Source organism: Streptomyces sp. WM4235 (assembly GCF_001279725.1).
Lineage (GTDB): Bacteria > Actinomycetota > Actinomycetes > Streptomycetales > Streptomycetaceae > Streptomyces.
Window position 1 is genome coordinate 1 of record NZ_LGDE01000025.1, and the last position, 12,424, is coordinate 12,424.

The window sequence follows — 12,424 nt, forward strand, 5'->3', positions numbered from 1 at the left end:
CCACCGAGCCCGTGCTGCCCAACGCGACCGTGCCCCCTCCGACCGGGGGATCGACGGGGGCGCCCTCCTCGACCGCCCCGCGATGACCCTGGCCCAACCCACCCCGTCCAACCCGCCCCGGTAGCCCGGGGACACCGGCACCCCACCGGCCGCGCAGCCTCGGCCGGCGGTCCGGCGCGCCCTCAGCCGATTCAGGAGTACCCGTATGTCCGTTTCCACCCCGTCGCGACCGGTCACCGTCCACGCACCCCCCTTCCCCGCCGAACCGCGGCCCAAGCCCCGCCGGCCGCGGTTCGGCCCCGCCGACCGCGAGGTGCTGTCGCTCTACGTCCTCACCCGCATCGGGATCTGGATCACCGCCGGAGCCGTGAGTTGGCTGTTCCCCGCCGACGGCAAGTCCCGGCGGGCGCCCTCGCTGCTTTCCCCCTGGCAGCAGTGGGACTGGTGGCACTACCTCCACATAGCCCAGGACGGCTACTTCCCGGACGGCGCCGGCCCGTGGACGGTCGGCTGGGACAACCGCGAGGCCTTCTTCCCCGGGTTCCCCCTCACCCTGCGCGCCGTCCACGTGGTCGTCCCCCACTGGGCCGCGGCCGGGGCGCTGACCTCCTTCGTCGCGGGAGGCGTCGCCGTCCTCGCGCTCGCACGGATCGCCCGCCGCCAACTGCGCGACCTGGAAGGCGGCCGGCGTGCGGCGGTGTTCTTCCTCCTCTCGCCCTGCGCGGTGTTCCTCGCGGCCGGTTACACGGAGTCCCTGTTCCTGGCGCTGGCCTTGCCCGCGTGGCTCGCGGCGCAGCGCGGGAACTGGCCGGCCGCCGCGGCCCTGACCTGTCTGGCCTGCTCGGTACGGGTCACCGGCCTGTTCCTGGCCGCCGCGCTCGTGCTCCACTTCGTGCTGACCGTCCGCGATCGGAGCGCCTGGCGCTCGGCTCCCTGGCTGGCGCTGCCCGCCCTCACCCCCGTGCTCTACGGCTGGTTCCTGTCGGCCCGTACCGGCGACTGGATGGCGTGGAAACACGCTCAGGAACGCGGCTGGTACCGGGACTTCCACGCACCCTGGGACGCCTGGTCGAACACCTGGGAGGCCGCCTTCCACCACACGCAACCCACCGGGTACGCGCTGATGTCGCAGGCGGAACTGCTGGCGATCCTGGCCGGCGTGGTCCTGCTGGCCCTGCTGGTCCGCCGACGCCGACTGCCCGAGGCGCTCTACCTCGCCCTCACCCTGTGGGCGCTGGGCACCTCGTACTGGTACACCTCGATCCCGCGCTCCACGCTGCTGTGGTGGCCGCTGTGGATCGCCCTGGCCGGGTGGAGCCTTCGACGGCCGCTCGTGCAGGCGGTGTACCTGTATGTCGTGGCCCCGCTCGGCGTGGTGGTGGCCATCACCTTCCTGACCGGTCGCTGGGCCGGCTGACCCCGGCCCTCGGGTCGCGGACCCGCTGCCCGCCCCCGCGGCGGGTGTCGCGCGGCGCCTCGCTGTGGATCGGTTACGGAAGGATCGAGTCCACGTAGCCGCCGTCCACGCGCAGCGCCCCGCCGGTGGTCGCGGAGGCGAAGGGGGAACTGAGGTAGACCACCATGTTCGCGATCTCCTCGGGCTCGATCAGGCGCTGGAGCAGCGATTGGGGACGGTGCGTGCGCATGAACTCTCGCTGTGCCTCTTCCCAGGGCAGATCGCGGTCCACCGACTCGTAGACGAAGTCCTCCACTCCACCCGTGTGCGTCGGGCCCGCCATGACGGAGTTGACGGTCACCCCCGTCCCGGCGGCCTCCTTGGCGAAGCCGCGCGAGACGGCGAGGAGGGCGGTCTTGGACATGCCGTAGTGGATCATCTCGGCGGGAGTCACCACCGCCGAGTCGCTGGCGATGTTCTGGATCCGGCCCCACGAGCGCTCCGTCATCCCCGGCAGGTAATGCCGGATCATCCGAATCGCCGTCAGGACATTCATGTCGAAGTAGCGGCGCCACTCGTCGTCCGGGATCTCCAGGGCCGGCATCGAGCCGAAGATCCCGAGGTTGTTCACGAGGACGTCGACCTGTGGGACCGCGTCGAAGACCGCCTGCGCGCCGTCGTCCGTCGAGATGTCACCGGGCGCCGCGATCAGCGTGCCGCGTCCCGCGCTCATGCGCCGCACCGCCTCGTCGACGGACTTCTCGGTGCGGCCGTTGACGGCCACCCGTGCCCCGGCGTGGGCGAGGCCGGACGCGATGGCCGCGCCGATGCCCTGGGTCGATCCGGTGACCAGCGCGGTCTTCCCGGAGAGGTCGATGAGCACGGGGGATACCTGCCTTCTGCCGCTCGGCGGCTGTGTCCGTCTGCCCGCCGGGCCGCCTGCCGGTACCCGGTCGCCGGTCCGAACCGGATGGTGGCCCCACGCCGGGGGTCAAGCCCTGGGCGACTCCGACGTTCGCGCTGCTTCTCGATCGTCGCTCGACTGTCCCTCTCGCTGATTCGGTGTCAGGGTAAAGGGCGGCGGGCAACTTGCCCATCGACTGAAGGGGTGAGCATCAATTGTTCCGCCATCGGGGCCTTTCCTTCCCAGTGAGGTTTCGGAAGGTTTCGCAGCAGACCTGCCGGCCCGCTGAGACGGCACCTGGCGGACGCGGTCGCCGTGCCGGGACGCACTGACATCACGGCCTGCGCCTTGCCGTCCCGGGCCGGGACGGAGCCCGGGATGGTGGCCGGCCCGTTCGTTCGGTGCGGACGCCAGCACTTCCGACCGCACCCGCACAAGACGAGCGTTCTCGGCAGGCTCGGAAAACTGCTCCACAATTGACAGTTGCGGCCTGATGGCGGCCCCTGCGGCAGATGATGGGCCCGACATGATCGGAGCTCGTACAGGGATGCGTTCCAGTCCACCGCCCGTGTGGCGAAGCGGACGGTGCCTGCGGGCTGCCGTGTTCACCCTGCTCAGCTCGGCTCTGGCCGTCGTGGCCCATCAACTGGCCTCGGAGGGGTGGGTGTCCTGGCAGCGCGCGTCGGTCGGGGCGTCGCTCGTCTTCGCCCTCTCTTGGCTTGAGGTCCGGCGGCCCCGGCCTTGGTGGCAGGTGGTGGCGGCCACCGACGCCGCTCAACTGCTCCTGCATCAGGGGCTTTCGGTGCCCCAGGCGGCACCCCGCGCTCACCCCGAAGCCCACGACGGCCTGACGGAGACGGTGCACGCGGCGCACCACGGCACGTGGGGGATGGCGGCGGCCCATTGCGTGGCCGCGTGGGTGATGGCCTTGCTCATGTACCACGCGGACCAGGCGCTCAGTCGCCTGCCGGAGACGGTGAACCGATGGGCCCACTCGGCAGTCGCGGCCGCCGCCGCGGCCTTCGGTCTCCACCGTCGACCATGGGTACGGCCCTGCCTGCGGACGGTACCCGCATCCCTCAACGGGCTTGCCCTCCAGCCGACGGTGACGGCGATGCTCTGTCATGCGCTGGTACGTCGAGGCCCTCCTGCCGGGTGTGCGGGAAACGTTCCCCCCATCCTGGCGGGCAGTGCACCTGCACGGTGACGCCCGCTTCGCGCACCGAGAGGGCTCTCCATCGTGAACACATCACACACCCGCGCTCAGCTCCGCAGACTGGGTATCGCGGCCGTCGGCGCGTTGATCGTCGTGGGCGCGGCCGCCGGGCCCGCCGCCGCGCACGCCGAGGTCACGGCCTCCGACCCGCGTGCCCTCGCCGAGAACGTCACGTTGTCCTTCACCTCCGAGGCGGAGTCGGACACCGCGGGAATCGCGGAGTTGCGGGTCGTCCTCCCGAAGGGCATCAGCCCGGACGCCGTGACGCTGAAGGAAGCCCCCAAAGAGTGGAAGCTGACGGCCACTCCCGACGGGTACGCGATCGGCGGTGCCGCCCTGGCCACCGGCACGGATGCCGAGTACAGCATCACGGTGCGCCAGTTGCCCGACGAGAAGTCCCTCGCGTTCAAAACACTCGAGACCTACGGGGACGGAAAGATCGCCCGTTGGATCGAGGTGCCCACCAATGGTGAGAAGGTCGACAATCCGGCCCCCCGGCTGGAGCTGAAGGCGGCGGCCCCCGGGGCCAAGCCGATCGCCCCCGGCCCGTCGGCCTCGCCGACCCCCAGCGCCGCCCCGTCGCTCAAGCCGTCACCGGCGGCCCCCTCCGCTCCCGTGGCGGCCGCGAGCGCGCAGGCGACGAGTGAGGAGGATACGGGCAGCAGCGTCGCACTCATCGTCGGCGTGATCGCCGCCGTCGTACTGATCGCCGGTGTCGGCACCTTCTGGTGGCTGCGCCGCAGCCGAGCCTGACACAGGCCGCAGGGGCGGCGCACGGCCTGCGCCGTGCGCCGCCCCTGCCGCGAGTCGGCACAACGTGGGTACGGAGACCGGTCGTGCAGTCCCCCTCGTGGGTCGCTCTGACACCGCGTTCGGGAGGACCGGTCGTCGCACCGGTCCGTCGGCTCGGGGCGCCCCGAGCCGGACCTTGACCGAGAACCGGTGCCACGACCACCGCGCCGGCTCATGCCGCCCGAGAACGCGTGCCCGATGACTCGGCCACACCTCCCGGGATCCCAGAACCCTGGGACAGACACCGCACTACGGGGACGTCGTGATGTCCACGGTCTCGCGCACGGTGACCTGGTCGATGTCGGTGGTGCGCACCGTGAGGTTCAGGGTCCACACCCCGGGCACGGGCAGTCGCAGGTCGTAGGCGGCCCAGTACCCCTTCTGATTCTTGAGCTTCGCGTCGAGCGGCCCGATGTCCAGGTCGTCCTGGTTGAGGGTGAGGCGGAGTTCGGGAACGGTCGCCAACCCCCCGTCCGCGGTGTACACCACGGCCTCCACCGTGTTCTCGCCCACCCGGCCCGGCGCCAGCGTGACCTGCACCGTGCCGCGGTGGCCCGCCGTCCCCATGTCGAACGGCACCATGAGCACCTTCGCCTGCGGCTCCTGCACGGTGACCGCCGACGCCTTCTCGTCGGCGGCGCGGCTGGGCTGCGTGCCGGTGAGCAGAGTCGTGATCACCAGGACCACGACACCGAGGGCGGCCTCGGCGGCGACCGTACGCCGCAGCCCGCGCCGGAATCCGTCGGCCTCGGAGACGGACGGCTCACCACCGACAGGGGCAACGGGCCCGTCACCGGGACCTGCTGCCTCCGGGCCGGCCGGTGCGCCGACCATCTGTGCGACCTTCACCCTCTCGGGCTCCGGCACCGTCTCGGCGGCCGATGGCGCCTCCTGAACGAGGCGAGCCGTCCATCGGCGCGAGAACGACGCCGCCCACAGCACGAGGATCACGGCGGCGATCTTGACGATCAGGGTCCGGCCGTACGACGTGGTGGACAGCGCCTCCCAGGAGCCGACCTGCCGCCAGGACTGGTACACGCCCGTCCCGACCAGCGTGGAGACCGCGACGAAAGCGAGCGTCGAGAAGCGGCCGATCGCGGAAGCCGGGACGTCGAGGGCGTCGGGCGCTCGGCGCCGGAGCACGATCAGCAGCGTGATCAGACCGCCGAGCCAGACTCCCATGGCCAGCAGGTGCAGCACCGCGACGGGAATGGCCAGCGGCACCTGGATGCCGGCGGAGGCATGCTCGGCGGCGGCCCAGGTAAGGGCCAGACCCAGGGCGAACGCGGCCCCGATCACGCGAACACCGGTACCGAAGCCCTCTGGCTGCCGCGAGTCCTCGTCCTGCCGGCCCAGTTGTCCGGAGAACCGCTTCAGCAACAGGACGCCCACCGCAAGGAGCGCCAGCCGCGCGATCAGCGCGATCCCGGGCTTCCCGGTGACGGTTCGGCCCAGCTGGGAGGGGTCGAACACCGACGTGAGCGAGCCGGCCGCCTCGTACGGGCCGCGCAGCAGCAACAGGGCGGCGCCGGACACCACCAGAGCCGCCCACCCCGTCACCAACAGCCTGCGCACCGGGCGAACCGTGCCCGCGCCGGGCAGGCACACCAGGACGAACGCCACGGCTCCGACGAGGAGGGCCAGGCCGCTGTAGGCGATGTAGCGGAAGAAGCCGTACAGGCGGCCGGCGGCCGTGTCGTCCGGTGAACCGGTGACCACCACGGCAGCCGTCTCGGACGGCTTGCCGATGGAGAAGACGAACGCGCCCGAGATCGGGTGGCCGTCGGCCGAGACGACCCGCCACGCGACCGTGTACGTACCCTCGATCAGCTTGCCGGGCAGCTCCACCCGGGCGGTGTTCCCCTTGCCGTCCACCTGCTGCGCCGGACGGGGGTTCGCCCGCTCGTTGTCCGGCGACAACACCCTCACCGCGTCGTCGGAGAGGCTGACCGACTCGGTGAAGGTGAGCGTGACCTGCTTCGGCGCTGCCTTGAGGACGGCTCCGTCCGCAGGATCGGCGCCACTGAGGCCGGCGTGGGCGGAGGCCGGGCCCGCCCCGCCCAGGATCAGTGCCAGTACGGCGGCGACCAGTGCCAGGACGGTCAATGAGGCTCTCGTGGGAGGCGATCCAGTGTGCATGAAGAAGCGGTCTCCGGGGTGGCGGTCGTCATCGGCGCACCGCCGTCCGAACCCTGTCGTGCAGGGTGGCTCCAGAACATGGAGCCACCCTTGTGCGACACGACTGGCTCTGGCAGGGCTGGGACTCATGGCGCGATGTGGACCCTAGTGCCGCCGGCCGTGGAAGTGAGCCGGTTGAGCAACTTCGGCTAAAGCACGGTACGGAAGGCTTGCCTTGCGCGTCTTCCCTGTATCGTGCATCCGCTCTTCGAGGTCATGACGGGGGCCTGCCGCGCGACCGCACCGCGGGCCGTTCGGTGCCGGGGCCCGCTGCCGGGCGCGCGCTGTGGCAGGGGCCGCGTCAGTTGTCGGGAGGGTGGGGAAGACGACGGAGTTCGAGCAGGGCCACCGCGATCTTCACGCCGGTGGAGATCGTCAGGGCCTGCAGAAACGGCATGCCCATGAGCCACAGGGCCACCGTCATGGCGGTGAGGACCAGAAAGGCCGGCAGGAGGTTGGTCTGCCTGATCACGGCGCGCAGGTGTCCGGTCCTGCTCCGATGCTGATCCACCGTTCCGGTCGGGCGTGCGGTGACGCCTTCCTCCTCGGCTTGCGGCATCGGCTGCTGCCCTTCACTCGGGTTCGTCCCCGCCAACGAGTGTCGGGCGCGACTCGGCGGACTGCCACCGCTGCCACTCGCCCCGCCGCCATCCGAGTACAGGTTCACCACACCGGCGCCGACACCCGCCCGGCCGTCGCCTGCGCCCGGCCGACGGCCGGGAACAAGACCGATGCCCACCTCTGGCGGGAGTCCGCCCCGCCCGCTGCGGCAGCCGGGACGACAGTGATCGCGGAGGCCGGCGGCCGGCGGCCCGGCGCGCGCCCTGACCGGCTCGGCCCTAGCCTTGGGATTGCCGTTCCGGCTCCCCCGGACGACAGGAGGCTGTGCGGTGAACCCAACCTTCATACGGCTCCGCCGGGCCTGCGTGGCCGGCGCAGCCGCCACCCTCCTCATCGCCCCGTTGGGCGCGACCACCACCGCCCGGGGGGCGGCCACCCCCTCACCGTCCGCGGACGACGCCTTCGTCGCGCTGACCCCGGCCGTCAAGGCGAAACTGGACGCGGCCATCGCGAAGACCCTGCGCGAGACCAAGGTGCCGGGCGCGGTCGTGGGCCTGTGGGCCCCCGGCAAGGGCAGCTACGTGAAGACCTTCGGCGTGGCCGACAAGGCGACCGGCGCCCCGATGAAGGCCGACCTGAACTTCCGCATCGGCAGCGAGACGAAGACCTTCACGGTCACCGCCCTGCTCCAGCTAGTCGACCAGGGGAAGATCGGCCTGGACGACCCCATCGGCAAGTACATCGACGGTGTCCCGAACGGCGACAAGATCACGCTCCGCGAGCTGGCGGGGATGCGCAGCGGCCTCTTCAACTACAGCGAGGACCCGGGCTTCGACAAGGCGTTCCTGACGAACCCCAACCGCCCCTTCACCCCCAAGGAGTTGCTCGCCTACTCCTTCAAGCATCCGGTGAACTTCGCGCCGAACGCCACGTTCGAGTACTCCAACACCAACCTGATCCTGCTCGGTCAGGTCGTGGAGAAGATCACCGGTCGCCTGCTGCGCGAGGTCATCAACCAGGACGTGCTCGTGCCGGCCAACCTGGGCGGCACCCTCTTCCCGACCGGCAACCAGTTCCCCGACCCACACCCGCAGGGCTACACGAACCAGAGCCTCTCCGGGAAGGTCGTGAACTCCACCGACTGGGACCCGTCCTGGGCCTGGGCCGCCGGGGCGATGATCTCCAACCTCCACGACCTGCGCAGTTGGGCGAAGACCGTTGCCACGGGCACCCTGCTGAAGCCCGCGACCCAGGCCGAACGCCTCAAGACCCAGCCCATCGGTATCATCCCGGGGGCCTCCTACGGCCTCGGCATCTTCGACGTCCAGGGCTGGATCGGCCACAACGGTTCGATCCCCGGGTACGAGACGCTGACCGTCTACCTCCCCGAGGCCGACGCCACGATGGTCATCGAGCTGAACACCGACGTCACGGTCGGCGGCCAGGAACCGAGCACCCTCTTCGGCGAGGCGGTCACCTCCATCGTGGCCCCGGACCACGTCTACCCGGGCCACAAACCGACCGACCCCAAGGGCTGAGGCCCAACCGGGCACGGGCGACCGCCGGAGACCTCAGTCGCTCCAGCCCACCGGCCCGGAGATGTCCCAAGCCGCTACTCCTGCGGCGTCTGCCGGATCTTGGCAAGCGTCAGGACACCGCCGCCGACGCCCCATCCGGCATCGGCGACCTCTTCGACCAGTACGAGGGTGGTGGCCCGGGCGCGGTCGCCGAAGATCTCGGCGTACAAGTCGGTGGTGCGCGTGACGATCTGCTCCTTCTGCTCGGCGGTGAGGGTGCCTGCGGGGACCTTGAAGTTCGCGAACGGCATGGTGCTCTCTCTTCGTACGGGGGACGCCGGAGCTGCTCACAACGAGCAGGCGGTCGAACCCGATGGGGCAACCATCCGTCCGAGTCACCCGCTCCGGCCAGGGCTGAGCCCACCCAGGGGTTGTCGGCCCCTGGCTCGAAACCCGCCGGAAGGCGACGATGAGCGGGTGAACCTTCCCGAGCTTGCGGCTTTCCTCAGGTCCCGGCGTGATCGGATCCGGCCGGCCGATGTCGGCCTGCCCGTCGGGCCCAGGCGCCGGGTGCCCGGCCTGCGACGGGAGGAGGTCGCGCAACTGGCGGGTCTGTCGGCCGACTACTACACCGAGTTGGAACGCGGACGTGGCGCCCAGCCTTCGTCCCAGACCCTGGCTGCCCTCGCCCGGGCGCTGCGGCTGGGCGGCGATCAGCGCGACCACCTGTTCCACCTCGCGGATCGGCCGCTGCCCGCGTCGACACACGGAGCGAGCCCGCGGCAGGCCCAGCCCGCCCTGCTCGGGCTCCTGGACCGGCTGATCGGCACGCCCGCCCAGGTCATCACCGACCTGCACGAGACCCTCGTCCAGAACGAGCCGGCCGCGGCGCTGCTCGGCCGGTCTCCGGAACCGCGCGGCCCCGCCACCGGCTTCGCCTACCGTTGGTTCACCGATCCGGCTGCCCGCGCCGTGTACCCGACCGAGGACCACTCGCACCACTCACGGGTCTTCGTCGCCGATCTGCAGGCAGTCGCCGCCCGCCGGGGCCGCGACACCGAGGTCGCCGCGATGACGGCCGCACTGCGGCGGCGCAGCGCGGAGTTCGCTGCCCTGTGGGACACCCACGACGTCGGCCTGCGACGCACCGATCACAAGCGCATCGTGCACCCGACGCTGGGCGTCATCGAGTTGGACTGCCACAGTCTGTTCAGCGAGGACGGCCGTCAGCGCCTCCTGTGGTTCACGGCCCCGCCCGGTACCGAGGGCGCCGCTCAGCTTGAGCTGCTCGGCGTCATCGGTACGCAGGACATGGCGCCGACCGAGGGCGGCGTCCACGCGGGCTGAGAGCGGATGTCAGGCCCCCGCAACAGCCCCCGGCCCCTCACGGCCGGCGCGTGTCGGGATCCACGCTGCCACCGCCGCGACCACGGCCGCGGCGACGAGCAGCACCACAGCGTGTCCGCTTCCTGCTGCTTCCTGCCTCCCGCACGACGCGGGTACTCGGCTCGTACCGTGGCTGCCGACCGGATCCTGCGCGCCGCCCCCTGGGGCGGAGTCACTCCCGTGGGGCCAGAACGGTGAAGAGCGCGCCCTCCGGGTCGCGGAGGGTGACCCACCGGGCGGCGGTGGAGGCTTCCACGGGGGAGGCGGTACTTCCTCCCGCGGAGGTGGCGGCTTCCACGGCAGCCTCCAGGTCGGGCACCCGGAAGTGGATGTGCCATCGCGGCCGGACATTCGGGTCGGGGTCCTCGCCCACGGCTCCGCCGCTGATCCGTGCGACAGTGTCGCTGCCGTGCCTCAGGACCACGCGGTCGTGTTCGTAGGCGGCCACCACACAGGACCCGGGAGGTTCTCCGGCCCAATCCAGCACCTCCCCGTAGAAGATGGCGGACGCGAAGGCGTCGCGCGTACGGAGTTCCAGCCAGGCGGGGGCGGTGCCGCGACCCACTCTCCAGTTCTTGAGCACCCGGCCTTGCCAGAGTCCGAAGACCGCCCCGGAGGGGTCGGCGGCAAGGACGGCGCGGCCCGTGCCGAAGGACAGCGGGCCCACGGCGACGGTGGCGCCGCGCTCGCGAACGCGGGAGGCGCTCACGTCGGCGTCGTCGACGGCGAAGTACGGCGTCCAGGCCGCGGGCAGTGACAGATCCTCGGCGAGGGCCCCGAGACCGGCGACCGGAGCGCCGTCGCGGAACGCCAGCAGGAGCCGTTCCCCGAGCCGGGTGTCGCGGAACGTCCAACCCAGCACGGCGCTGTAGAACCGCCGCGCGGATTCGAGATCCCGGGTCATCAGGCTCACCCAGCAGGGCGCGCCGAGGACTTCATGGCTTGACGTGGACACAGCTCCCAGCCGCCTCATTCCGCCGCACATCGCTTATGGGACCTTTCCACCGTAGCCCGGCCGGTGGATGAAATCGGTGAGGTGGACCGCTCCTCCGGCGAAACGGTCGGCTCCGTGGCCCAACCATCGGTCGTACCGGCATCGAGCACTCCTTCTGTCGACGTCAGGCCAGGGTCCTCGTCGTCACGGACGGAGGTGGTGCGGCGGCTGGTGACAGACCGGTTGTGGGCTCCTCCCTCGTGGGACGCCCGTGGTGCCGGTGCGTTCACGAGGTGGTGGACGTCCGAGAGGATTCTTCGCACGGTTCCGCCGCCGCCGCGGCTTCGACGGAACCCCTCCAGCGCGGGAGACCGATCAGGCACAGCTGTCGGCTTCCCTCCGCTGGTGTTGCAGAGCGTCGGCGCCCGCGGTGATGACCTCGGCGAGCCGGTTGGCGAAGGCCGCGTTGCATCCTCCGAGCCGGACGAAGCCGTGGCCTGCCACCGGGCCGTCGTTGCTGAGGGAGGGAAGGGTCATGTCCGCGAGCGCGAGCGCCGTTCGGAGGTTGGTGACGGCGTCTTCGCCGGCCTGGTAGGCGGCGTCCTGGCGCCGCTGGTACTGGAGTCGTTCGGCGCGGGTCATTTCGTACGCCATGGCGCTGACCTCTCGTGGTAGGCGTGGGTGGTGACGCGCCGGAGCGCGTTGTGTCATCGGTTCGTCGGCGGGGCGAGGCACTCTCAACCGGCGGCCGGGTCCATGTCCAGGTCCGGTTCGCGACGGGACGGGACGAAGGAGCCGGTCCGTCGGGCTGAGTCTGTGGAAGGCCCGTGACTATCGGTTTCGATCTTCGTTTCAAGGGTGCAGGCGAGCACCCCTCCGACGTGTGGGAAGGACCGGGTTGGCCAGGAAGGTACCGGCTGTTGCCGCCTCTGCTCCCCCTGGTGGCCGCCCATGCGAGGCTCGCCCCTCTTGTGACGTCGCCCGAGAGTGCCGTTCACGCTGTGGCGCCCGCCCGGGTCCCCCGGATACGCGCTTGGCACCTTCGGTCGGCCAGACTTCACTGACGGTACGGATTCACGCCCAGCCCCCTTGCGGGAGTGCCCTTCCGCTCGGCGGAGGGGTGGTCCAGGAATCCGGTGCCTCCCACGCCGCAGCCACGACAGTGATCGCTGCCCCCGTCGCCTACACCGCCGCCTGTCGCGACGACCGGCGGGCGTGGACCGAGCCCACATGCATCGCGTGGACCGGTGCAAGCGGCATTGCCGCACGTCAACTGCCGTCATGCGCCTTACCCGAACCTTTGACCGTGACTGTGGGAAGGCAGGCGGACGGCTCTGTTGTCCGCCATGTGGTAGTCGGGCGTCACTCTGTCCGAGCTGCGGCCGGCGGTCGGGGTCGTCTGCTTGAGTTGCGCGGGCGCGGAGGCGGAGGGGTTTCGGTGCCGTGGGGCGGCCTGGCGGGGTGGTCGTGTGAGGGTGATCTGGCGGACCAGTTGTTGGAAGCAGGCCAGCGCGGCGACGGCGGGGAGGGCGGATGCCGC

10 protein-coding genes and 1 pseudogene are annotated in these 12,424 nt (G+C 71.2%); 4 read left to right on the forward strand and 7 right to left on the reverse strand.

The annotated features are described in order from the left end of the window. The first annotated feature begins 205 nt into the window (after positions 1 to 205). The gene (locus tag ADK55_RS04510; RefSeq protein ID WP_053676143.1) at positions 206 to 1,417 is read left to right on the forward strand and encodes a mannosyltransferase family protein; all 1,212 of its coding nucleotides are present in this window, start codon (positions 206 to 208) and stop codon (positions 1,415 to 1,417) included. Between the two features lie 73 nt (positions 1,418 to 1,490). On the opposite strand, the gene ADK55_RS04515 is transcribed toward ADK55_RS04510, so the two are convergent. Further along, complete coding sequence (locus ADK55_RS04515) at positions 1,491 to 2,279, reverse strand: SDR family NAD(P)-dependent oxidoreductase (protein ID WP_053676144.1); 789 nt, start codon at positions 2,277 to 2,279, stop codon at positions 1,491 to 1,493. A gap of 1,261 nt (positions 2,280 to 3,540) precedes the next feature. Between ADK55_RS04515 and ADK55_RS04525 the strand changes: the two genes are divergently transcribed. After that, positions 3,541 to 4,269, forward strand: a complete 729-nt coding sequence (locus ADK55_RS04525) for a DUF1775 domain-containing protein (protein ID WP_053676146.1) — start codon at positions 3,541 to 3,543, stop codon at positions 4,267 to 4,269. 288 nt (positions 4,270 to 4,557) lie between these two features. On the opposite strand, the gene ADK55_RS04530 is transcribed toward ADK55_RS04525, so the two are convergent. Both ADK55_RS04530 and ADK55_RS04535 read right to left on the reverse strand, forming a co-directional pair. Beyond that, positions 4,558 to 6,414 (reverse strand): copper resistance CopC/CopD family protein, encoded by a 1,857-nt coding sequence (locus ADK55_RS04530; protein WP_324611167.1) that lies wholly within the window; start codon positions 6,412 to 6,414, stop codon positions 4,558 to 4,560. Between the two features lie 373 nt (positions 6,415 to 6,787). Beyond that, on the reverse strand, positions 6,788 to 7,045 hold the full coding sequence (locus ADK55_RS04535; RefSeq protein WP_053676148.1) for a hypothetical protein: 258 nt from the start codon (positions 7,043 to 7,045) through the stop codon (positions 6,788 to 6,790). 331 nt (positions 7,046 to 7,376) lie between these two features. Between ADK55_RS04535 and ADK55_RS04540 the strand changes: the two genes are divergently transcribed. Next, on the forward strand, positions 7,377 to 8,585 hold the full coding sequence (locus ADK55_RS04540; RefSeq protein ID WP_053676149.1) for a serine hydrolase domain-containing protein: 1,209 nt from the start codon (positions 7,377 to 7,379) through the stop codon (positions 8,583 to 8,585). A 74-nt stretch (positions 8,586 to 8,659) separates the two neighbouring features. Here ADK55_RS04540 and ADK55_RS04545 read toward each other — a convergent pair whose 3' ends face one another. Beyond that, complete coding sequence (locus tag ADK55_RS04545) at positions 8,660 to 8,875, reverse strand: tautomerase family protein (RefSeq protein ID WP_053676150.1); 216 nt, start codon at positions 8,873 to 8,875, stop codon at positions 8,660 to 8,662. A gap of 166 nt (positions 8,876 to 9,041) precedes the next feature. Here ADK55_RS04545 and ADK55_RS04550 point away from each other — a divergent pair, with 166 nt between their 5' ends. After that, entirely contained in the window at positions 9,042 to 9,911 is an 870-nt protein-coding gene (locus ADK55_RS04550; protein WP_053676151.1) for a helix-turn-helix transcriptional regulator, read from the forward strand. A gap of 211 nt (positions 9,912 to 10,122) precedes the next feature. Here the strand turns inward: ADK55_RS04550 and ADK55_RS04555 are convergent, their stop codons facing one another. The 3 genes and pseudogenes from ADK55_RS04555 to ADK55_RS39535 form a co-directional block, all read right to left on the reverse strand. Next, positions 10,123 to 10,854 carry a VOC family protein gene (locus tag ADK55_RS04555; protein ID WP_053676152.1) on the reverse strand — a complete coding sequence of 244 codons (732 nt, stop codon included), beginning with the start codon at positions 10,852 to 10,854 and terminating at the stop codon, positions 10,123 to 10,125. Positions 10,855 to 11,259: 405 nt separating this feature from the next. Then, positions 11,260 to 11,538: a hypothetical protein gene (locus tag ADK55_RS04560; protein ID WP_053676153.1), complete on the reverse strand. Its 279-nt coding sequence runs from the start codon at positions 11,536 to 11,538 to the stop codon at positions 11,260 to 11,262. A 634-nt stretch (positions 11,539 to 12,172) separates the two neighbouring features. Further along, a pseudogene (locus tag ADK55_RS39535) lies at positions 12,173 to 12,424 on the reverse strand (hypothetical protein); the annotation flags it as partial.